This window comes from Cryobacterium sp. GrIS_2_6 (genome assembly GCF_035984545.1).
Lineage (GTDB): Bacteria > Actinomycetota > Actinomycetes > Actinomycetales > Microbacteriaceae > Cryobacterium.
In genome coordinates this window covers 3041543-3059501 of sequence record NZ_JAXCHP010000001.1, presented here as the reverse complement: position 1 = coordinate 3059501, position 17959 = coordinate 3041543, and the positions used below count along the sequence as shown (strand labels likewise).

Sequence of the window (17959 nt, the reverse complement as noted above, 5' to 3'; positions counted from 1 at the left end):
TCAATAGACTGGGTGTGACGCACACAAGCACGGGCGAGAGGGCTGGAATGCAGGAGCAGGAGTATTCGGTACGCCGGGCGCGCACGAGCGACGTCCCGCGCATTCAGACCCTGGTGGCGCCGCTCGTCCAGGAGCGCATCCTGCTCGGTAAGGAAAGCGTCGTCTTCTACGAGGCCGTCCAGGAGTTCCGCGTCGTCGAAGACACGGCGGGCGAACTCATCGGCGTCGGTGCCCTGCATGTGATGTGGGAGGACCTCGGCGAGGTGCGCACCCTCGCCGTGACCGCCGACTGGCTCGGCCGCGGTGTCGGCCACGCCCTGCTCGCCCGGCTCGAAGCGGATGCCCGCGAGCTCGGCCTCTCCCGCCTGTTCTGCCTCACGTTCGAGGTGCCCTTCTTCACCCGGCACGGGTTCACCGACATGGGCTCGGAGACCGTCGACCCGCTTGTCTACGCCGAACTGGTCCGCTCCCACGATGAGGGCGTCGCCGAATTCCTCGACCTGGCCAGGGTGAAGCCCAACACGCTCGGCAACACCAGGATGGTGAAGCGGCTCGGCTGAGGCCGGGAATCCGCGCCGACACGCAACGCCTTCCCGCGGCTGCCGGGTAAAGCTCGTTAGCCTTGGGGCATGTCGACGATCAAACATCCGGTCGGCCCCCAGTCAAGCAGGGTCTACTGGCGCCGCCGCCTCATCGTGGGTCTTGGCCTGCTCTTCGTGATAGTCATCATCGTGCTGATCGTGGTGCGCCCGGGATCCGGCGGTGGCCAGCCGGCCCCGACTCCCACGCCGACCACGACCGCCGGCACTGACGCTCCCGCTCCCGCCGCCGCCGCGGATGCCGCCCCCGCCGCCTGCGACCCGGCCGCCGTCACGGTCGAGGCGCTCACAGACGCCGTCACGTACCAGCCCGGCCAGAAGCCCGAACTCTCCCTCAGCATTACGAACACGGGCACCGTCCCCTGCGTGATCAACGCCGGCACCTCGAAGCAGGTCTTCACGATCTCGAGCGGCCAGGACATCTACTGGACTTCGACGGACTGCCAGAGTGCGGCGGCCGACGCCGCCGTCACCCTGCAGCCGGGCGTTCCGGTGAGCTCGACGAAACCGATCGCCTGGGACCGGGTCCGCTCCAATGCCGCCACCTGCGACGAGTCCACCCGCACCGCTGCGCCGGCCGGGGGAGCCTCATATCACCTCGCCGTCTCCGTCGACGGCATCGCATCCGCGACACCCAAGCAGTTCATCCTCGACTGAGCGATTGCCCGTACCGCACGTCAGCCCAGAGCGGAATAGTCCGCTCTGGTGCCCAGCCGGTGCGAACGGAATGATTGAATGGGTGACGTGACTGACCCGACTGACCCGACGCCGCCGACCCGCTCCGTGGCCCTTGCCACGGCCCTCGCCGCCCAGGACGTAGCAGCCGTCGCATACGCCCTCCGCAACGACGTCGTGATCGTGCCGCAGCTCGTCGTCAACGGGCAGGGCGAACAGGTTCGCGTCTTCGGCCGCGAAGGCACCGACAAGCGGATGCTGCTGCTCTTCTCCTCCGCCGAGAATTACGTCCGCATGGTGCCCGACGAAGTGGACCCCCAGGTCATGGTCGGCGACGCCCAGTGGTTGCGCGACTTCCTCACAGTGCATCGGAACGTGCTTGAGATGGTCTTCTTCGACATCGCCGGCCCGCACGTGATGCAGGCGGCCCCTGAAGACCTGATGGGGGCGCTCGGCACCCTCCCGGAAACCGATTCCGTCAACGACGCCTAAGTCGGTACCCCCAATCGGCGGCACCCTGCGGCGTCCATTCGCCGGTGTCTGGGCTGGACGCTAGGCTGAGCCTCGACAGTGTCTCACTCTCTCTCGGAGAGGGTTCCCGGTGGGGAGCATGAAGGCCGGGAACACACGCCTGTCGGGGAGCAGGCCACGATGAACGTACCGCCGAATGAGTCGATCGAGGCGAGACTCGCGCGCGTCGAGCGCCTCTTCTGGATCGACCGCGACGAGGCCAACCAGGCCGCCAAGGATTGGCTGATCGAGCTGCGCGTCGTCGACATCGACGGCGCGAACGGCGAGTTCGTCGACTACACCAGTGTCGAGACCGGCCTCGGAAGGGGAGCCGTCGCGCGGCGCCTCCGCGTGCTCCTGGCCAACATCAGCCGCACCCGCGGAGATCCGAGCCGCAGCGCGGCCGAGGTCCAGCAGATCCTCGCCTGGGCCGAGCGGCACGGCGAAGTCGCCCTGCAGTCCCGCTGTCATGATGTGCTCGGCTCGGTGTTCGAAATGGTCGGCGACCCCGCCCTCGCCCTCGAGCACGCCGTTCTCGTCAACGATCTGATCGACGAGAGCGAGGTGCCGCTGATGCGGGCCGCCGCCCGGCTCTGCCTGGCCGACGCCCTCGGCTCGGCCGGATCCTTCGACGAGTCGCGGCGCCGCTACAACGAGGCCCTGCGGCTCGTCATCGACGACACCGACACCAACATCCGCTACATGATCCTGAACAACCTCGCGTACACCGAGTATCTCGCCGACAACCACGGGGCCGCGCTCGAGACCGTCGAGCAGCTGCTCGCACTGTCCACGGCGAACTCCCGCCCGATCGGCATGTATGCGCGCGACACGATCGCCAGGGTCTACCTGATCGCGGGGCGGCTCGACGAAGCCGAGCGGATGCTGCTTCCAGCCATCGAAACCGCGGACGACGACCCCAACCCCGATGCGGTCTCGGCAGCACTGGTCACCCTCGCCGAGGTCTACCGGATCCAGGGACGGCTCGACGCGGCACAGCGCGTGATCGACCAGTGCGCAACCCTCGCCGCCGGTCACGGCCTCGTGCGCTGGCTCACCGAAGTCGCCCGCGAACAGGCCGAGGCCTACGCCGCGAACCTCGATTACCGCCGAGCCTTCGAGGCCTACCGGAGCTACCACGCCCAGTCGGTCGCCCTCAGCGCGAGCGAGAACGAATCCCGCGGGCGCATCCTCGAGGCGATGTTCCAAACCGCGGAATCGCGGCGCGAGAGCGAACGCTACCGTGAACTCGCCGAGCGCGACCCGCTCACGAGCCTGCATAATCGCCGCTTCGTGGACGAGCACCTGAGCATCGCGGCGATCCGGTCCGGCGAGGGCGGCCCGTGCTTCGCCATTGCGATGATCGACATCGACCACTTCAAGCGCATCAACGACGCCCTGTCCCACGCGGTCGGCGACGAGGTGTTGCGCATGCTCGGCGAGATCCTGAAGCGCGCAGCCGACCGGGTCGCCGGCGGGATCGCCGCCCGCCTCGGCGGGGAGGAATTCCTGCTGATCCTGCCCGGCGCCGACGCGGCAGAGGCGCGCGAACGCTTCGAGGAAGCCCGCAGCGACATCGCCGACTACGACTGGACCCCGATCACCGCCGGGCTGCCCGTCACCGCGAGCATCGGGGTTGCTCTCGCCCCCGAGGACGGCGTCCAGACTTCCGACCTCCTCCGGGCCGCGGACGTGCGGCTGTACGTCGCCAAACGCGACGGCCGGAACCGGGTCGTGCACACGGCAACCATCCAGGCCTCGGTGTCGCGCTAGCCGGGCTGCGACCTTGGCGCACCCTGCGCATTCGCCCGCACGCGCCGCCATCCCGCCTGCGCTGAGGCTGCTTGAGCGTCGCGCACCAGTTGCGCCGGTTCGCGCCAGGCATGCCTGGCGCGAACCGGCGCAACTGGCGCGCACGGAGAGCGAACCGGCGCAACTGGCGCGCACGGAGAGCGAACCGGCGCAACTGGCGCGCACGGAGAGCGAACCGGCGCAACTGGCGCGCGTCGGGCGCCGCGCGCGCCGGGAGTGCCCAGGCGACCGGCCCGTGCCGTGCCGCTAACGGAACGCCGCGTCGAGCTCCGCGTCCCGTGCGGAGACCGGCTCCCGCAGCGCGAGGATGATCGCAGAGTCGAGCCGCCCGGCACCCGAGTCGATCCGGGTCACGAACCCGAGCCGAGCCGCCTCGCTCGCACGTTGCTTTGCCGACGACACCGGTCGCACCTCGCCGGCGAGGCTGATCTCGCCGAACGCGACGACGTCGTGCCCGATCGGCTTGTTCCGCGACGCGGAGGCGATCGCGAGCGCGATGGCGAGATCGGCGCCGGGTTCGGTCAGACGGATGCCGCCTACGGTCGACACGTAGACATCCGACGCCCCGAGGCCCTTCACCTCAGCCCTCTGCTCGAGCACGGCGATGATCATGGCGACGCGCGACGAGTCAACGCCGTTGGTCACCCGGCGCGGGTTCGGTGCCGAGCTCGGCATGACGAGTGCCTGCACCTCGACCGGCATCGCCCTCCGCCCCTCGAGGGCGACCGTAACGCAGGTGCCGGGCACCAGGACGCCGCCGCGGGTGAGGAACAGGCCGCTCGGGTCGGGCACCTCGGAGATGCCCTCACCGGTCATCTCGAAACAGCCGACCTCGTCGGTCGGTCCGAAGCGGTTCTTGAGTGCGCGCACGAAGCGCAACGCGGTCTGCCGATCGCCCTCGAACTGGCAGACGACGTCCACGAGGTGCTCGAGGAGGCGTGGGCCGGCGATTGATCCGTCCTTGGTGACGTGCCCGACCAGGAGGATCGGCAGGTTGCGGTCCTTGGCGACCCGGATGAGGGTGGATGCGACCTCGCGCACCTGGCTCGGCTGGCCGGGAAGCCCGTCCGAGAGGCCGCTCGCGACGGTCTGCACGGAGTCGATGATGACGAGGCTCGGCTGCACCGCGTCGATCTGGCCGAGAATGGTGGCGAGGTCGGTTTCGGCGGCGATGAACAGCTCGGGCTGCAGGGCCCCGGTGCGCTCGGCGCGCAGGCGCACCTGGCTCACCGATTCCTCGGCGCTCACGTAGAGCACCCGGGACTTGGCTGCCGCTGCTTTCGAGGCGACCTCGAGCAGCAGGGTGGACTTGCCCACGCCGGGCTCGCCGCTCAGCAGGATCACGGAACCGGGCACGATGCCGCCGCCGAGCACCCGGTCGAATTCGCCGATGCCGGTCGGCCAGTGCGAGACCGCGGTGGTGTCCACGTGCGTGATCGGACGCGCAATGCCGGAACCCATCACGGCGACAGGCTTGACGGCGCGGGTGAGGCTCGCCTTCTCCGTCATGTCGACCACGGTGCTCCACTGCTGGCACTCGCCGCAGCGCCCGGCCCACTTCAGGGTGGTCCAGCCACACTCGGTACAGCGGAAGGATGAAACGGGTCTGGCCATGCCTGCGAGCCTAGCTTCGGCCACCGACACCCGGGCAATCCGCCGCGTGCCCACGCCGGGCGCTCGCCGCGCGCAGGGCCTGGCCACAGGCAGGGCAAGAGCGCCCACCCAGCCGGTCAGGCGGACCTACCCCTCACGCAGGTCGGCGAACTCCTCGGCATCCTCTGGAACGAGCAGCGCGATGTCCGCGCTCAACGCCGGGAGGAACGCCTCGGCCCAGACCCGGTAACCGCGGTCGTTCGGGTGGAACAGGTCGTTGGCCACGTGGGTAGCAATGCTGCGCAGCCCCGGCCGCTTCGTCGTCGCGTGCAGCGGCACCACGGTGAGCCCGAACTCGGCGGCGACCGACCGCAGGATCCGGTTCCCGACGGCCACGATCCGCTCGTTGTGCGGCAGGTGGAAGCACGGCAGGTCGGCCACGAGGGCATGTGGCGGCAACGCGGCGAAGATCGTGCGGATCCCGGATTCGAACACCGCGGCATCCCACACCGCCACGTCGTTCGCACCGATCGCGACCGTGACGATGTCGGGGGAGTGCTCCGCGAGGAGCGGTAGCTGGTCGCGAACGGCGAGCTCGACGGTCGCCCCTGAGACGCTCAGGTTGGCGACGCGCACCGTGCGACCGGTGGCCAGGCGGATGTGATCGGCCAGCAACCCGACGTAGCTGCGCCGCGGTTCGCTCGCCCCGATCCCCTGCGCCGCGCTGTCCCCGATCGCCACGTAGAGCAGCTCGCCCGGCTCACGGCCGTGCTCCCGCCACCACTGCGCGTGCACGGGAAGGGTCTCGTTAAGTACCCGGGCGTTGCCCTGGCGCCATTCCCGGAAGCCGCGTGCCCGAACGACGGCGGCAGCGGTCATTCCGGTAGCTGTGGTGACGGCACCGAGGGTGACCAGGAGCGCGCGAAGGTTCGGTTTGACGTAAGACACGGGGGGGAGCGTACCGCCGGTTTCTGGGTGCCGGCTTTCCGCTTCCTGTGCCCGCGTGTCGCGTTTGTGTGTGCAGCGGATGCCGCCGACGCGACCCGAATATCCGCCTGATTCGCGCAGACCCCTGTTTCTCACGTACAATTTCCCTCGGTACCGTGTCCGAGCGGCCGAAGGTGCAACTCTCGAAAAGTTGTGTGGGGGAGACTCCACCGTGGGTTCAAATCCCACCGGTACCGCCACGAATCATCCCCTGCATCCCTTGAAAACACTGGGAAGCAGGGGGTTTTTCATTGCAGAGATTCGGGGTTTGCCCACGGTTTGCCCACATCTGAAACCTTCTTTGCCTGATTGAGCGCGATTCCGACAGCGTCAAGATCGTCGTCAAATAGATCCGCGTATGTGTCCAGCGTCATGGCGGCTGAAGCGTGTCCAAGCATCTTCTGGACGGCTTTCACGTTTGCGCCGGCAGAGATCGCCAGGCTGGCGGCTGTATGGCGCAAATCGTGGACGGTGACTCGCTGAAATGTCGCGTCAATGGCTTGGGCCTTTCTTACGGCCGAAACTCGCCAACCTCTTCTTGAGTCGGGAAGCGGCACATGGACGAGTCCGGCGCCGAAGACGAGTTCATCTTGGTCCTTTCCCGCGCATGCTTTGGCCAGCAGATCGGTTAGAAACTCAGGGTACGGAACGCTGCGGAATTCGTGCGACTTCGGCGTGCCAACGATGATCGGTCCGCCTACGCTCACGGCGTTTTCAGTGACGTTCGCACGCCGCCTTGTGGTGTCCAGACTTCTTACTCTGAGGGCTGTTGCTTCGCCCCACCGGAGACCCGTGTACGACAGGAATAGGAGCAGAGTCGAATGCCGACCAGCGTTGTCGGCGAGGAGTTGAACCTGCTGGTGGGAAAGATAGACATGCTTGTTGTGAGGTTTTCTCGGAAGATTCACCCCGCGTGCGGCATTCGAACTTATGCGACGATCCTTCACAGCGACATCCAAGATTGACGCGAGAATCCCGAATGCTCGAATCACCAACGTTGCACCCTTGCGTTTGGATAGTTCGGTGACCCAACCTTGAACCTCGCTGTGACGGATGGAGCCCACCGAGCGCTTTCCCCAGAACGGCTGGACGTGCAGTCTCCAAGCGGACTCAATTGGGCGCAAGCTTGAGGGTTTTAGGTGTGATTGATTGTTCAACCACTCGTCTCCGAGGACATCGATGTGTGACCTAGATGCGGTTGCATCCACAAACTCGCCTCTGGCCTTGGATACTTCAATTGAAGCCAAGAAAAGCTCTGCAGCTTTCTTCGTTGAGAAGCCGCGCCGCTCTGTGGAGGAGTGGTCAGGTTTGCGATAGCGAGCCCGATAGCGCTTGCCGGCTACGGTCTCGTAAGGAGTGATGCTACCCATGTCTAGAAGGGGGTCTCGGGAGACGGGCCGATCGGATTTTCCAGGTTCACGCCCGCGGCGCGCAGCCGATTCTCGACCCGATAGAGGTTAGCGTGGTTGGTTTCCTGATCACGCTGATACAAGAATTTCGCTGTCTGGTTAACTGTGAAACCCTTCCGCTGGGGCGCCAAGCGGTAACCCCTCTCTGGTAAGTCGAGTTGTTCAAGGAGTTCGCTTCGTTTGCGGAGGTCGATCAATATGATCTCGTTCTCTGAATAGCCGAATCCCGGCGGGTGCAGCATGGGTTCACCGTTCAATAGAGAACTGGTCGTCTTCCTGCTGGCCGTTCCGGTGAACCAATCGCGAGCGAGCCACATTGGCGTGAGCACGACATTGCTCTCTCCGTTCGCGATTTCTATCCGCTTATACGGTTGCTTCAAGGGGAAAATCAAGTCAGCTGGCTGTACTTCTAGCACGAAGGCCATCGCAATGAGTTGCCTCACGGTCACGTCCTCTTTTCGACCATTCTCTAGATTGGCGACTATCGATCTAGTCAGTCCGAATCCAGCCTTTTCGGCAAGCTCATCGGCGCTCATCTTGAGTAGTTTTCGGAAGTGGGCGATTTGCTTCCCAAGCTCATATTCAACCGTTTCAAACATGTAGACACAATATCGCGGATTTTGTGTAGTGTATAGCCCGTACGCAGAACACCTCGGTTTTGTGTATGCGAGATGGAGCTGAATTGACTACGTATCTCTCACCGCAGCAAGTCTGCGAGATTATCCCCGGCATGACGAAGGGATCCCTTGCCCAGTTGCGTTTCACGGGGAAGGGCCCTCGGTACCGCAAGCCAACTCCGAAGACGGTCATCTACGTCGAGTCGGAGGTCATTGACTGGATTGAAGTCAGCGCGCGGAGAGGAACAGCTCTGGAGGACGCGTGAAAAGGGCAACGAGGGTGCCGTCACCGAGCTGTAACTCGGTGACGGCTTCGACAAATCGCCACCGCTAAAAGGGAGACTGGTTCATGAACAATACCAAGAAATCCGCAAAGGCCCTTTTGCCGCGGAACTCGACTGCAGGACGCACTACAGACACGATCTTCGACATGTGCAATGCAGATAATCCGGAGCGTGAACAGCTCCGAATTCGTTGCCACCTGGCGGAGGCTTCCAAATTCTTCGTCTCCTTTGCGGAACCAGAGGGCGGCGCCGATAGTCCTTTCACAGCTCGTCGAGTCGTTCGGCCCAGGTCGTATGCCGCGACACCAACCGGCAACTATCGGTCCCGATTCGGAAGGGTCGAGTCCTAGTGGCCCGCATTCGAACCATTAAGCCGGCCTTCTTCCAGAGCGATGATGTGGTCGCTCTGAGCTTGCGTGCACGTCTCACGTGGATTGGACTGTGGCTCTTTGCTGATGACAATGGACGTAACATCTTCGACGCGCGAGTTGTAAAGGGCGACCTCTGGCGTTTTGAGGACAACGTGACGCGCAAAATGATCGAGGAGGACCTCGACGAACTTGTGGACGCCGGTCGTATCCGCACCTACGACTCCGGCAAAAAGACGTACTTCGAGGTCGTGAACTGGCTTGTTCACCAGAAGATCGACCGTCCTTCGAAGGTGGCGCATCCGATCCCACCCTGGGGGCCAAACGCCGCAGAAAGTGCGGCATCGGCGAAGAGTGGGACGCGGGAGAGCCTCAACCAAGCTGCGGGTCCAGTGAGTCAAACGGAGCGAGTTCGCCTACCATTCTGCAGCCGCCATCCCAATGGAACAGACCTTCCGTGTAAGGATTGCGGAAATCTCAGGTTGGCGCTCATGGCAGCCGCCGCGCGAGGTGCCCCGGTAGCAACACTGCCACTGCCGCCGCGGGCCGGCGACCGGTCCGGCTTCTGTGCATCGCACAACGAGTATCCGACTCCGTGCGACCAATGCATGAGGATCCGAGCCGAAGCGGCAGCTGCTGCCTAGCGCACGCACAGGTCCGCTCGGGTGAATTGTGCGGTTGCCAGAGGTGCGTTGCCCTCAGTCTCCCCTTGTGCCCCTTCCTGCCGCGTGAAGCGTGCCCACAAGCGCACACCTCGCGGGTCTGAGGTCGGCATTCGACGAGGACTCGGTGAGGGTTCGCTGAGGGCTCGCGGTGTGCGCACGAGCCCTCGATGCGAGAAGGAGAAGGACCAGTGGAAGGGAAAATGGAGGGGGAGGGCGCACGCCTGGTCTTCGAGAGATCCGCTCCTGGGTCTGCGAATAGCTTGCCGGCCGTTCTGGTTGTTGGTCCTTGCCCTTCCTCGCCCCAAGGCCGAGACAGTGCGTGTGGATGCTGTGGATTCCGTGGAACAGCATTCGACGAGAGCTCGACGAGGCGTACGCGAGTCCTCGATGCTGGAAGGGGAAATGGAAATGGAAATGGAAATGGAAAAGGAAAAGGACGGGGAGGGGCGGGCGCGTGTCTGGCTCTCGGGAGTCACGCCTGTCGACCCATGGCAACTTCGCCGGCCGCCTTGGTCGTCGGGCGCTACCCGATGCGGGAGGCACGACGTGGACTTTGGGGATACAGAGGGACAGCATGTCGACGATGGCTTGACGAGCGCCGCGCGGAGTCCGTTCGGTGCGCTCTGCCCGGGGTTGAGAGATCATGTTGGTACGCGTTAGCGGGACAATCCTGGCTGTAGTCCGATGGTTGGCTCAACGGCCTGCGTGATGCTTGCGCTCTACTGCACCGACAGCGCGAGAGGGCCGCGCGGCGCGGTTTAGGCGCCTTCGTTAGTTTTCACGCAGTTGCGCTTGACTACGATATAGCCGTCGTGCCGATTGACGGTGATAAGACCGTCAAGTAAGATGAAGGTGATATGACCGTCAAGAGGGGCACCTATGGCATCACGCGGTGAAGTGAGAAGCATTGAGGCGCTCGGCCGGATGCTGCAGCAAGGCCGTCTGGTCAGCGGGCTGACGCAGCGTGATCTTGCCGAAAGGCTCCAGACCGATCAGAAATACATCTGGGCTTTGGAATCTGGTAAGAGCACGATCGTTTTGGAGCGTATCTTCGCGGTAATGCGGGAGACCGGGGTCCGAATGTATATGGAGGTCGACGACTCGCCAGATGCGCCGCTTCGCCACGACATTGCGCACGACTCTGATGGCTGACTTGCGTGTGGAAATATATGGCGAGCTAGTCGGTTGTCTAGTCGGCGCCGATCGTCGTGCCTTCGATTTCAACGCGGACAAGAACGCCATCGATGTCTTTGGGCTTGGTAGCACGATTCTCTCCGAGTCGGTTCCTTTCGACCTCGTTGTCAACCGCAGCAGAGCCGCACGCCGCCGCAACTTTTTCGCAGAGCTACTTCCCGAGGGAACTGCGCTCGACAATCTCGCCGCCGAGATCAGGGCCTCTACCGATGACATCATCCCGTTATTGGGCTCTCCTGACTCTTCCGTGGGTTAGTCCCGGCCGGGAAGCACGGGTTTGTGCCCGCCGAGGCTGAGCATTGCGAGGGCGATGAGGGCCTCGGGTGATTTGAAGCCGAACGCGATGCGGGTCATGAGGCAGATCTTGGTGTTCATGGATTCGACGCGGCCGTTGGAGAGGCTGTGCTCGATGGAGGCCAGGATCGCGGTGCGGTGTTTCACGATGCTCTTCTGCAGTTTCACGAAGGACGGGATGCGGCAGCGGCGAGCCCAACCAACCCATTTGTCGAGAGCTTCGGTCGCTTCCTCGAGAGGCAGTTTGAAGATCACACGGAGGCCTTCCTTCAGGTAGTACGCCCGAGCCAGCCGGGGGTCGGTCTGCACGATCCAGGCGAGCTTCGTTTGTTGCTTCTCGGTCAGGTTTTCCGGGTTCTTCCAAAGCGCGTATCGGCAGTTCTTGATGCCCGTCGCCCGGGCGCTGTCTGGGCGTGCCGGGGCGTCGGCTGGGGGCCGGCCGCGAGTGCGTCGGGCATCGTTGTGCCGGGCGGCTTTGCGGGCCTCGTTCCACGCGCCCCGGCGGACTTCATCGAGGGCCTCGGTGGCCCATTTCACGACGTGGAACGGATCAGCGCAGCGAACAGCGTTCGGCGCTCGTTCCGCGACAACACTGGCGATCCAGGCCGCACCGTCCGCGGAAACATGCGTGATCAGTGCCGAACGCTCCGGCCCCAACGCATCAAAAAACGTCTCGAGGGTGGCCTTGTCCTGGCCTGGTGCCGCCCAGACGAGACGGCCAGAATCGTGGTCCACGACGCAGGTCAAGTACTTGTGGCCGCGCTTGTAACTGATCTCGTCAATCCCGATCCGGGTGAGGCCCGCGAACTGGTCGAACTGCTTCTCCGTATCTGCCCAAACCCGGGTGATGATCGCGCCCACGGTGCGCCACGCGATGCGCATCAGCACGGTGATGGCGGACTTGGATGTTTGCGTGGCCAGCCACGCGACCTGGTCATCGAAGAACAAAGTGTGCCCGCTCTGATGCCGGGCCCACGGCACGGCGGCGACCGTCACGCCATGCACCCGGCAGCTCACCCGCGGCGCCGCAGCTTCTAAGTGGATTTGCACCGAGCCGGCGTCCAGGGATCGCCAGCGGCGCCGCCCGTCACCGGCGTCGTAGCGCGGGCAGCGCTTCCGGCAGGCCCCGCACCGGTTCCGCATCGATGCCGTTGGGCGCACCGACGCGACCAGCATGCCCGTATCCGCGTCGAGATCGACCGCTTCGACGATGGTTTTGTCGACTCCGAGCAGAGTCCGCCATAGTGTTGAGTTTTGCACGCCGTTTTCTCGTCCCTGTGTTTCTTGCCTTTGTCAGTTAGAAACCTAGACGGAGAGCGGCGTGCACTCGTTAAGGCGCTCGGAAACCACCCACGGTAACGTCAGGAGAGCCCGTTATTGGCTCAATTTGGCCGAGATGTTGCCGGGGCTGTTCAGATTTACGACCCTGAGGCGCCGGGCGAGCCTCGTACGCCAGATGTGGCCTTGGTCGACGGGGGCGAAGTCGGAAAGATGCTCACCAACGCGCAGGCTGCCCCGCTGGGAAACCGACCGAAGTCGGGCCGGACGTCGCTGGCCGGTGTGCAGGACAAGATCGTTCTGGCGCTCAAAGGCGATCAGTGGTTCCAAGTGCTTGAGGGCTACCCGTCGACCCACATCGTCAAGCCGCCGTCCGCCCGTTACCCGAGCATCACGTTTGATGAGGAATACGGCTTCCGCGCGGCCAAAGCTGCTGGCCTGACCACATTCGACGCATGGATAGAAGATTTCGGTGGGGTTCTCGGCCTCGTTATCGAACGCTACGACAGGTCACCGGATGCGCCACAGGGACGAATTCATCAGGAAGACATGAACCAGGCCCTGGGGGCGTCGAAGAACGAGAAGTACCAGGAGTTCGGCGGGAAAGTGACGCTCAAGCGAGTGGCGCACGTCCTTGGGCGCAATGGTGACCGGCGCTCCGTAGACCAGCTCCTCAGGTTGCTGACCGTCTCGCAGGCCCTGGGAAACCTCGACATGCACGGCAAGAACATCAGCATGCTCCACCTGCGGGACGGCAGCACGGCAATTACACCGGCCTACGATGTCGTGCCCCAAACTCACCTCGATGGGGACGGCAAGATGGCGTTGGCCGTCAACCGGAAGTACTTGCACGCGGCGATCACCATCGACGACCTCATCGCGGAGGGTCTCTCGTGGAACGTTCGTTCACCGCGCGCGCTCATCACCTCAGCGCTTGAGGCCGTGGAGAGTTTTGCCCATTCGGAGAGTCCGGTCGACAACGCCTATGCCGGGCTGCAGGATGATGTCCGCAGGTTCACCCGTAACCTGCTCGAGGGACGCCCGACCGGGGACACTCGGTAGATCGCCCTGTTCGCAGCCGAGCGACGATCGTCCGAGAAGAGGCACCGTTCACAGCGGTCAGAGGGGACTCTGCCGACGCTGGCGGAGGAGTCGTTCCGGAGCATTGAGGCGTGCACCGGCATTGTGACGCTATCCACTGATGGCGGGCACCAGGCGCACTCGTAGTCGGTGTCAGAAATCATCGTCGTATTCCGTGGGCAGTCTCATTCTCGTGGGGAGCAGGGCGAGGCGAGTGTTGATTAGCTCTCGTGGGCCCTCCTTAGTGGCGCCAACAAGAGGGATGCCGAGCAGGGCCGTAACCTCGAAGACCGTGCCGATCGATGTGGTGGTGGAACCTTTCTCAATGGCGATAAGAGTCCACACGGAGATGCCTGCACGCCCCGCTATGTCGCGTTGCCGCCAGTGAATGAGTCGGCGCTCGGCGGTGATCTGCTGCCCAAGGACGGTGATGGCTTCAACGGTCCAGGGTGAGTAAGTGCGGGCTTTTCTTGCCATGACCATCTCCATAAAAGCAATGTATTGGTGCTTAGAGTACTTTGGCAGCAATACATTGTGGTTTGAGGCTGAGTTCGCTGGATATCGACGCCCGGGGCAGCGTCAGGCTGCAGGCTAGGAATCGTCCTGAAGCCTCGCCGGTGACTGACCAACAATCGGTCCCAGGCCCGGAACCACTGAGCAAGCCACGCCGTGCGCCGGCACGCAAGTCGGCGACCGTGGTCGTGGAGCAGACCACAAGGATGACAACCTATATGTCCAACACCACGAGGGATCGCGCGCGAGCTACGTATCGGGCCACGAGTCATCTCGAAGGCGACAAAAGCTGGTCTGACTTCGTGGAGCGAGCCGTCCTGGCCGAAGTCGAGCGCCGCGAACGCTCCTACAACTCGGGAGAGCGCTACGAAGGCGACAGCTCACCGCTTTCTGCGGGACGCCCACTCGGTTAAGAAAAACGCTGCAGGCGTAGGAAGCGGTCCTAACAGATCGGGTCCAGATCGGGCACACTCACTGTGCGATTGATGACGATGATCTGGCTTGGAGTGGCCCCACATGTCCGGGTTGTGGCCGGGAGATGAACGCTGAGCCGATCGAAACGCCCCATGGCCACAAGGTCGTCGGTCGGGCCGCGACCGTTACGGGGCGGCCGACTTGGGGATCGTTCTGATGACTGTGTGCGTGACCTCGAGGCTGCCAGTCGCTGGGAGTGGAACGACCTCGTCATCATCTTCCAAATGCGGTATCCAGTCGTGTTCTTCCTCACAGTAAAACCAATTCGCATATTTGGTGCCAAACGAGGTTCCACGTGTCTCGCTCAAGTGGTCACGCGCCCTCTGGTAGCGGCGTAACCGCGATCGCCGCTGGCCACTTCAGTTCGATGGCGTTGAGGAGCGATGGAACGGTCACGGCGTGGGGCATGGAGCGTTCGGGCGACCTGACTATCCCTGCGGGACTCTCGGGGGTCATCTCGATCGCGATGGGCGGCTTTCATTCGCTGGCGCTTAAGGCTGACGGCACCGTCGTGGCCTGGGGGAACAACGTGTTCGGGCAGTCTGCGGTGCCGGTCGGATTGACTGGAGTCGTGGCCATCGCCGCCGGGTTCCAGCAGTCCCTGGCCTTGAAATCCGACGGCACGGTCATCCAGTGGGGCGAATCGCGTCCCGGAGACACGTCGGTCCCGACGGGGCTGTCCGGGGTCGTCGCAATCGCATCAGGCGACTATCATTCACTGGCGCTGAAAGCGACGGCACGGTGGCGGCCTGGGGAGACAACACCGGCGGTCAAACGACGATTCCGACCGGACTCACAGGAGTGACCGCGATCGCAGCTGGGTCCCTGCATTCCATGGCGCTGTCCGCGACGGGGCAGCCGTCGGCCTCACGAGTCGGCGGTGCGGACCGCTACGAAACCTCCGCTGCCATCTCCGCGGCAACGTTTCAGCCCGGCGTGTCGGTCGCGTACGTGGCGAGCGGGCAAGACTTCCCGGACGCTCTTTCCGGCGGTGCAGCCGCCGGCTTCTACAAGGGTCCGCTGCTCACTGTCCAACCGGGAAGTATTCCGCCTGCGATCGCCAGCGAACTCGAACGCCTGAAGCCGGCGAGAATCGTCGTCCTGGGTGGGATCGCCGCAGTGTCCGACGCCGTGGAAACTCAACTCGCGTTGCTCGCCCCGACGACACGACTGTCCGGCGCTGACCGGTATGAGACGTCTGCCGCTATCTCGGCAGCGACGTTCGCGCCCGGGGTATCGATCGCCTATGTGAGCAGCGGCCAGAATTTCCCCGACGCACTGTCCGGAAGCGCGGCCGCCGGCCTGAATGCGGCACCACTGTTGACTGTCCAGCCAGACAGTGTGCCGACCGCGGTCGCCGCCGAAATCTCACGCCTCAAGCCCGCAGGGATAGTCCTTCTCGGAGGAACGGAGGCCGTCTCCGATTCCGTCCAGGCACAACTTGGTTCGTTCGCCCCCACGACCCGGCTGTCTGGAACTGACCGCTATGTGACATCTGCCGCCATCTCGGCGGCAACCTACCAACCGGATGTGCCCGTCGTCTACATTACCAACGGGGACAATTTTCCAGACGCTCTCTCAGGAGCCGCAGCGGCCAGCGTCACGGCGGGTCCAATTCTCACTCTCTACGTCGACGGCGCTCCGACAGTGATCGCCGCCGAACTCGCCCGATTGAGGCCCAAGAAGATCGTCGTCCTCGGCGGACCCGCGGCCGTCTCCTATCTTGGGAAGAGTGCCCTCGCCGCTTACCTCGGGTAGAAGGCGCCGGAAGATTCGCCAGCGCAGAACAACTCAGGACGGTATTCCCGCACTCGTTCATCAGGCTCCCATGCTGCAGAGTGATTCCGCCCGAGGATTGATGACAATACCGGTTCCAGCATCCTGAATCATCCACTTGTTCTGCCACGGTATTGGAGTCACGAGTTGGAGCCGAACTGCGCCTTGGTCACGGCCGAGCGTTTTTATTGACGGTCTGCTACCTCTTGCGGAGAGAGCGGTGCTGCGTTGGCTAGCTAATCGTTAGTCGGCTTCTCCACGGTCTGGAGTGTAAAAATGGTGGCATTCCAGATGGAAATTTTCACCACCCACGGTTGGAGGGCTAAGTGGTCGCCCCGCATGTCAATTCCGCTCACGTGAGGATGATCAGGCTCGATATTCGAGAAATCATTCGCCGGTTGATTGGATCCTTAGGCGGAACCCTTGTTGCCGCTCTATCTGGGAGTAAGGATCCCAAACTCCCATATCGGTGGGCGAAGGTGGATGGACCGTCTCCGAAGAATGAGTCGATGCGACGGCTCCAGTTCGCCTACGAGCAGTGGACGAGATTGGCCCAGTGTGAAGGCGAGGACGTTGCTCGCGCCTGGTTCATTGGCGCGAACCCGTGGCTTGATTACGACACCCTAATTACCGCCATCCGTGAGGACCGGTTCAAAGAAGCAGGGCAGGCCGCTCAAGCCCTCGTAAGCGAATCCTTCTCCGGTTGATGCCGGTCTGTTCCGTCTGCGGGTCGAGCTCGCCAGCAACTGGCGGCTGGCAGCCCGCATCGCGGGGAGTTGGTTCGGGGTGCTATCCCCGGTGTCGCGCTGCCGTAACTTGTTCGCTGAACTCCTTCCCGAGGGAACTGTGCAGCAGAGCGCCGGTCGTCGTTGCAGAGGTGCCGTTCACAGCGCGCAGAAGAGGCTCTGCCGACGTCGGCGAGGAGTCGTTCCGGGCGTTGAGGCATTGCGCGGGGCGCTGCGAATCTATCCACTGAGGGCGGGTTCCAGGCTCACTCGTAGTCAGTGTCAGAAATCATCGTCGTATTCCGTGGGCTGTCTGATTCTCGTGGGGAGCAATGCGAGACGGGTGTGGATTAGCTCTCGTGCTGTCGGCTCCATCGCACCAACAAGGGGGATGCCGAGCAGTGCTGCAACTTCGAAGACCGTGCCGATCGATGTGCTCGTGGAACCTTTCTCGATGGCGATAAGAGTCCCCACGGAGATCCCTGCCCGCTCCGCTATGTCGCGTTGTCGCCAGTGAATGAGCCGGCGCTCGGCAGCGATTTGGTGCCCGAGGATAGTGATGGCTTCAACCGTCCAGGGTGCGTAAGTACGGGGTTTTCTCGGCATGTTTCATCCTTCTAGAAGTGCAATATGTTGCAGCTTAAAGCTCTTTGCGGACAATGGAATCTACTTTTTGGTGGATGGAGTTCCGAAACGAGGCACACGGGAGTACCGAAAGGCCCTCGAGGTACTCGCTGCACGACAGTGAGATCCATGCTCTGGCTCACGCGTGAAACGTCTGCCACAGCGACCAAATGGCTATTCCGACCTTCAATGCCAGCTTGACCCAGGCGGAGACCCTCGTGTTCGCCTCCGAGCGCCCGCTCTTCCAGAGTGCGGCGTAGATGTATGGGTTGGGGATGCGCTCCCTGAGCGGGCTGTAGGCGGTCATGCTCTCGGTCGATGCGACGAACGGCCGGAATGAGGTCACGCGGCGACAGAGAGGCTCGGGAGAGAGTATCGCTGATGCCCCGGCGCGCCAGCATCGCCAAGCGCAGATGCCGTCGGTGTAAGCGACAGCTAGGCATCGGATGGCCGGGAGGGCGAGGTAGTAGGTGTCCAGACAA

At 63.5% G+C, this 17959-nt stretch carries 20 protein-coding genes and 1 tRNA gene; 12 read left to right on the top strand and 9 right to left on the bottom strand.

All coding sequences use genetic code 11. From position 1 onward, the window contains the following. Positions 1 to 47: 47 nt before the first annotated feature. From RCH22_RS14935 to RCH22_RS14920, 4 genes are all read left to right on the top strand, one after another. Entirely contained in the window at positions 48 to 560 is a 513-nt protein-coding gene (locus tag RCH22_RS14935; RefSeq protein ID WP_134446389.1) for an amino-acid N-acetyltransferase, read from the top strand. 69 nt (positions 561 to 629) lie between these two features. Next, on the top strand, positions 630 to 1256 hold the full coding sequence (locus RCH22_RS14930) for a hypothetical protein (RefSeq protein ID WP_327014500.1): 627 nt from the start codon (positions 630 to 632) through the stop codon (positions 1254 to 1256). Positions 1257 to 1343: 87 nt separating this feature from the next. Beyond that, positions 1344 to 1766 carry a dehydrogenase gene (locus tag RCH22_RS14925; protein ID WP_327014499.1) on the top strand — a complete coding sequence of 141 codons (423 nt, stop codon included), beginning with the start codon at positions 1344 to 1346 and terminating at the stop codon, positions 1764 to 1766. A gap of 159 nt (positions 1767 to 1925) precedes the next feature. After that, a complete protein-coding gene (locus RCH22_RS14920; RefSeq protein WP_327014498.1) occupies positions 1926 to 3557 on the top strand; it encodes a diguanylate cyclase in 1632 nt (543 codons plus the stop codon). A 285-nt stretch (positions 3558 to 3842) separates the two neighbouring features. Here the strand turns inward: RCH22_RS14920 and radA are convergent, their stop codons facing one another. Together radA and RCH22_RS14910 are read right to left on the bottom strand one after the other, a co-directional pair. Then, positions 3843 to 5210 carry a DNA repair protein RadA gene (gene radA / locus RCH22_RS14915; RefSeq protein ID WP_327014497.1) on the bottom strand — a complete coding sequence of 456 codons (1368 nt, stop codon included), beginning with the start codon at positions 5208 to 5210 and terminating at the stop codon, positions 3843 to 3845. A gap of 126 nt (positions 5211 to 5336) precedes the next feature. Beyond that, the gene (locus tag RCH22_RS14910; RefSeq protein ID WP_327014496.1) at positions 5337 to 6137 is read right to left on the bottom strand and encodes an SGNH/GDSL hydrolase family protein; all 801 of its coding nucleotides are present in this window, start codon (positions 6135 to 6137) and stop codon (positions 5337 to 5339) included. A 149-nt stretch (positions 6138 to 6286) separates the two neighbouring features. Here RCH22_RS14910 and RCH22_RS14905 point away from each other — a divergent pair. Further along, a tRNA-Ser gene (locus RCH22_RS14905) sits at positions 6287 to 6376 on the top strand. A 48-nt stretch (positions 6377 to 6424) separates the two neighbouring features. On the opposite strand, the gene RCH22_RS14900 is transcribed toward RCH22_RS14905, so the two are convergent. The 3 genes from RCH22_RS14900 to RCH22_RS14890 all read right to left on the bottom strand — a co-directional run bounded on the left by RCH22_RS14900 (position 6425) and on the right by RCH22_RS14890 (position 9123). Then, entirely contained in the window at positions 6425 to 7546 is a 1122-nt protein-coding gene (locus RCH22_RS14900; protein ID WP_327014495.1) for a tyrosine-type recombinase/integrase, read from the bottom strand. Between the two features lie 2 nt (positions 7547 to 7548). After that, positions 7549 to 8184 (bottom strand): helix-turn-helix transcriptional regulator, encoded by a 636-nt coding sequence (locus RCH22_RS14895; RefSeq protein WP_327014494.1) that lies wholly within the window; start codon positions 8182 to 8184, stop codon positions 7549 to 7551. Between the two features lie 648 nt (positions 8185 to 8832). Beyond that, positions 8833 to 9123 (bottom strand): hypothetical protein, encoded by a 291-nt coding sequence (locus tag RCH22_RS14890; protein WP_327014493.1) that lies wholly within the window; start codon positions 9121 to 9123, stop codon positions 8833 to 8835. Positions 9124 to 10398: 1275 nt separating this feature from the next. On the opposite strand from RCH22_RS14890, the gene RCH22_RS14885 reads away from it, so the two are divergent. Together RCH22_RS14885 and RCH22_RS14880 are read left to right on the top strand one after the other, a co-directional pair. Then, on the top strand, positions 10399 to 10671 hold the full coding sequence (locus RCH22_RS14885) for a helix-turn-helix transcriptional regulator (RefSeq protein WP_327014492.1): 273 nt from the start codon (positions 10399 to 10401) through the stop codon (positions 10669 to 10671). Then, on the top strand, positions 10628 to 10969 hold the full coding sequence (locus tag RCH22_RS14880; protein ID WP_327014491.1) for a HipA N-terminal domain-containing protein: 342 nt from the start codon (positions 10628 to 10630) through the stop codon (positions 10967 to 10969). Before RCH22_RS14885 ends, RCH22_RS14880 begins: the two co-directional genes overlap by 44 nt. On the opposite strand, the gene RCH22_RS14875 is transcribed toward RCH22_RS14880, so the two are convergent. Beyond that, positions 10966 to 12267, bottom strand: a complete 1302-nt coding sequence (locus RCH22_RS14875) for an ISL3 family transposase (protein ID WP_327014490.1) — start codon at positions 12265 to 12267, stop codon at positions 10966 to 10968. The genes RCH22_RS14880 and RCH22_RS14875 overlap by 4 nt on opposite strands. Positions 12268 to 12498: 231 nt before the next feature. Between RCH22_RS14875 and RCH22_RS14870 the strand changes: the two genes are divergently transcribed. Beyond that, positions 12499 to 13347, top strand: a complete 849-nt coding sequence (locus RCH22_RS14870; protein WP_327014489.1) for a HipA domain-containing protein — start codon at positions 12499 to 12501, stop codon at positions 13345 to 13347. Positions 13348 to 13518: 171 nt separating this feature from the next. On the opposite strand, the gene RCH22_RS14865 is transcribed toward RCH22_RS14870, so the two are convergent. After that, positions 13519 to 13842: a helix-turn-helix transcriptional regulator gene (locus tag RCH22_RS14865; RefSeq protein WP_327014488.1), complete on the bottom strand. Its 324-nt coding sequence runs from the start codon at positions 13840 to 13842 to the stop codon at positions 13519 to 13521. 242 nt (positions 13843 to 14084) lie between these two features. On the opposite strand from RCH22_RS14865, the gene RCH22_RS21225 reads away from it, so the two are divergent. The 4 genes from RCH22_RS21225 to RCH22_RS14850 all read left to right on the top strand — a co-directional run bounded on the left by RCH22_RS21225 (position 14085) and on the right by RCH22_RS14850 (position 16835). Beyond that, positions 14085 to 14291 carry a hypothetical protein gene (locus tag RCH22_RS21225; RefSeq protein ID WP_369125300.1) on the top strand — a complete coding sequence of 69 codons (207 nt, stop codon included), beginning with the start codon at positions 14085 to 14087 and terminating at the stop codon, positions 14289 to 14291. Positions 14292 to 14548: 257 nt separating this feature from the next. Further along, positions 14549 to 15157, top strand: coding sequence for a hypothetical protein (locus tag RCH22_RS14860; RefSeq protein ID WP_327014487.1), 609 nt, complete (start codon positions 14549 to 14551; stop codon positions 15155 to 15157). Beyond that, a complete protein-coding gene (locus tag RCH22_RS14855) occupies positions 15154 to 16110 on the top strand; it encodes a cell wall-binding repeat-containing protein (protein WP_327014486.1) in 957 nt (318 codons plus the stop codon). The genes RCH22_RS14860 and RCH22_RS14855 overlap by 4 nt, the downstream gene beginning before the upstream one ends. Positions 16111 to 16637: 527 nt before the next feature. Beyond that, a complete protein-coding gene (locus RCH22_RS14850) occupies positions 16638 to 16835 on the top strand; it encodes a hypothetical protein (RefSeq protein WP_327014485.1) in 198 nt (65 codons plus the stop codon). 300 nt (positions 16836 to 17135) lie between these two features. Here the strand turns inward: RCH22_RS14850 and RCH22_RS14845 are convergent, their stop codons facing one another. Together RCH22_RS14845 and RCH22_RS14840 are read right to left on the bottom strand one after the other, a co-directional pair. Next, a complete protein-coding gene (locus tag RCH22_RS14845) occupies positions 17136 to 17459 on the bottom strand; it encodes a helix-turn-helix transcriptional regulator (RefSeq protein WP_327014484.1) in 324 nt (107 codons plus the stop codon). Between the two features lie 157 nt (positions 17460 to 17616). Beyond that, entirely contained in the window at positions 17617 to 17784 is a 168-nt protein-coding gene (locus RCH22_RS14840) for a hypothetical protein (protein WP_327014483.1), read from the bottom strand. Between the last annotated feature and the right edge of the window lie 175 nt (positions 17785 to 17959).

Excerpts from the sequence above, each read along its gene's own strand:
- RCH22_RS14935 (WP_134446389.1), top strand. The coding sequence starts at position 48 with ATGCAGGAGCAGGAGTATTCGGTACGCCGGGCGCGCACGAGCGACGTC.
- RCH22_RS14930 (WP_327014500.1), top strand. The coding sequence starts at position 630 with ATGTCGACGATCAAACATCCGGTCGGCCCCCAGTCAAGCAGGGTCTAC.
- RCH22_RS14920 (WP_327014498.1), top strand. The coding sequence starts at position 1,926 with ATGAACGTACCGCCGAATGAGTCGATCGAGGCGAGACTCGCGCGCGTC.
- radA (WP_327014497.1), bottom strand. The coding sequence starts at position 5,210 with ATGGCCAGACCCGTTTCATCCTTCCGCTGTACCGAGTGTGGCTGGACC.
- RCH22_RS14900 (WP_327014495.1), bottom strand. The coding sequence starts at position 7,546 with ATGGGTAGCATCACTCCTTACGAGACCGTAGCCGGCAAGCGCTATCGG.
- RCH22_RS14895 (WP_327014494.1), bottom strand. The coding sequence starts at position 8,184 with ATGTTTGAAACGGTTGAATATGAGCTTGGGAAGCAAATCGCCCACTTC.
- RCH22_RS14885 (WP_327014492.1), top strand. The coding sequence starts at position 10,399 with ATGGCATCACGCGGTGAAGTGAGAAGCATTGAGGCGCTCGGCCGGATG.
- RCH22_RS14880 (WP_327014491.1), top strand. The coding sequence starts at position 10,628 with ATGCGCCGCTTCGCCACGACATTGCGCACGACTCTGATGGCTGACTTG.
- RCH22_RS14870 (WP_327014489.1), top strand. The coding sequence starts at position 12,499 with ATGCTCACCAACGCGCAGGCTGCCCCGCTGGGAAACCGACCGAAGTCG.
- RCH22_RS14865 (WP_327014488.1), bottom strand. The coding sequence starts at position 13,842 with ATGGCAAGAAAAGCCCGCACTTACTCACCCTGGACCGTTGAAGCCATC.
- RCH22_RS21225 (WP_369125300.1), top strand. The coding sequence starts at position 14,085 with ATGACAACCTATATGTCCAACACCACGAGGGATCGCGCGCGAGCTACG.
- RCH22_RS14850 (WP_327014485.1), top strand. The coding sequence starts at position 16,638 with ATGCGACGGCTCCAGTTCGCCTACGAGCAGTGGACGAGATTGGCCCAG.
- RCH22_RS14845 (WP_327014484.1), bottom strand. The coding sequence starts at position 17,459 with ATGCCGAGAAAACCCCGTACTTACGCACCCTGGACGGTTGAAGCCATC.
- RCH22_RS14840 (WP_327014483.1), bottom strand. The coding sequence starts at position 17,784 with ATGACCGCCTACAGCCCGCTCAGGGAGCGCATCCCCAACCCATACATC.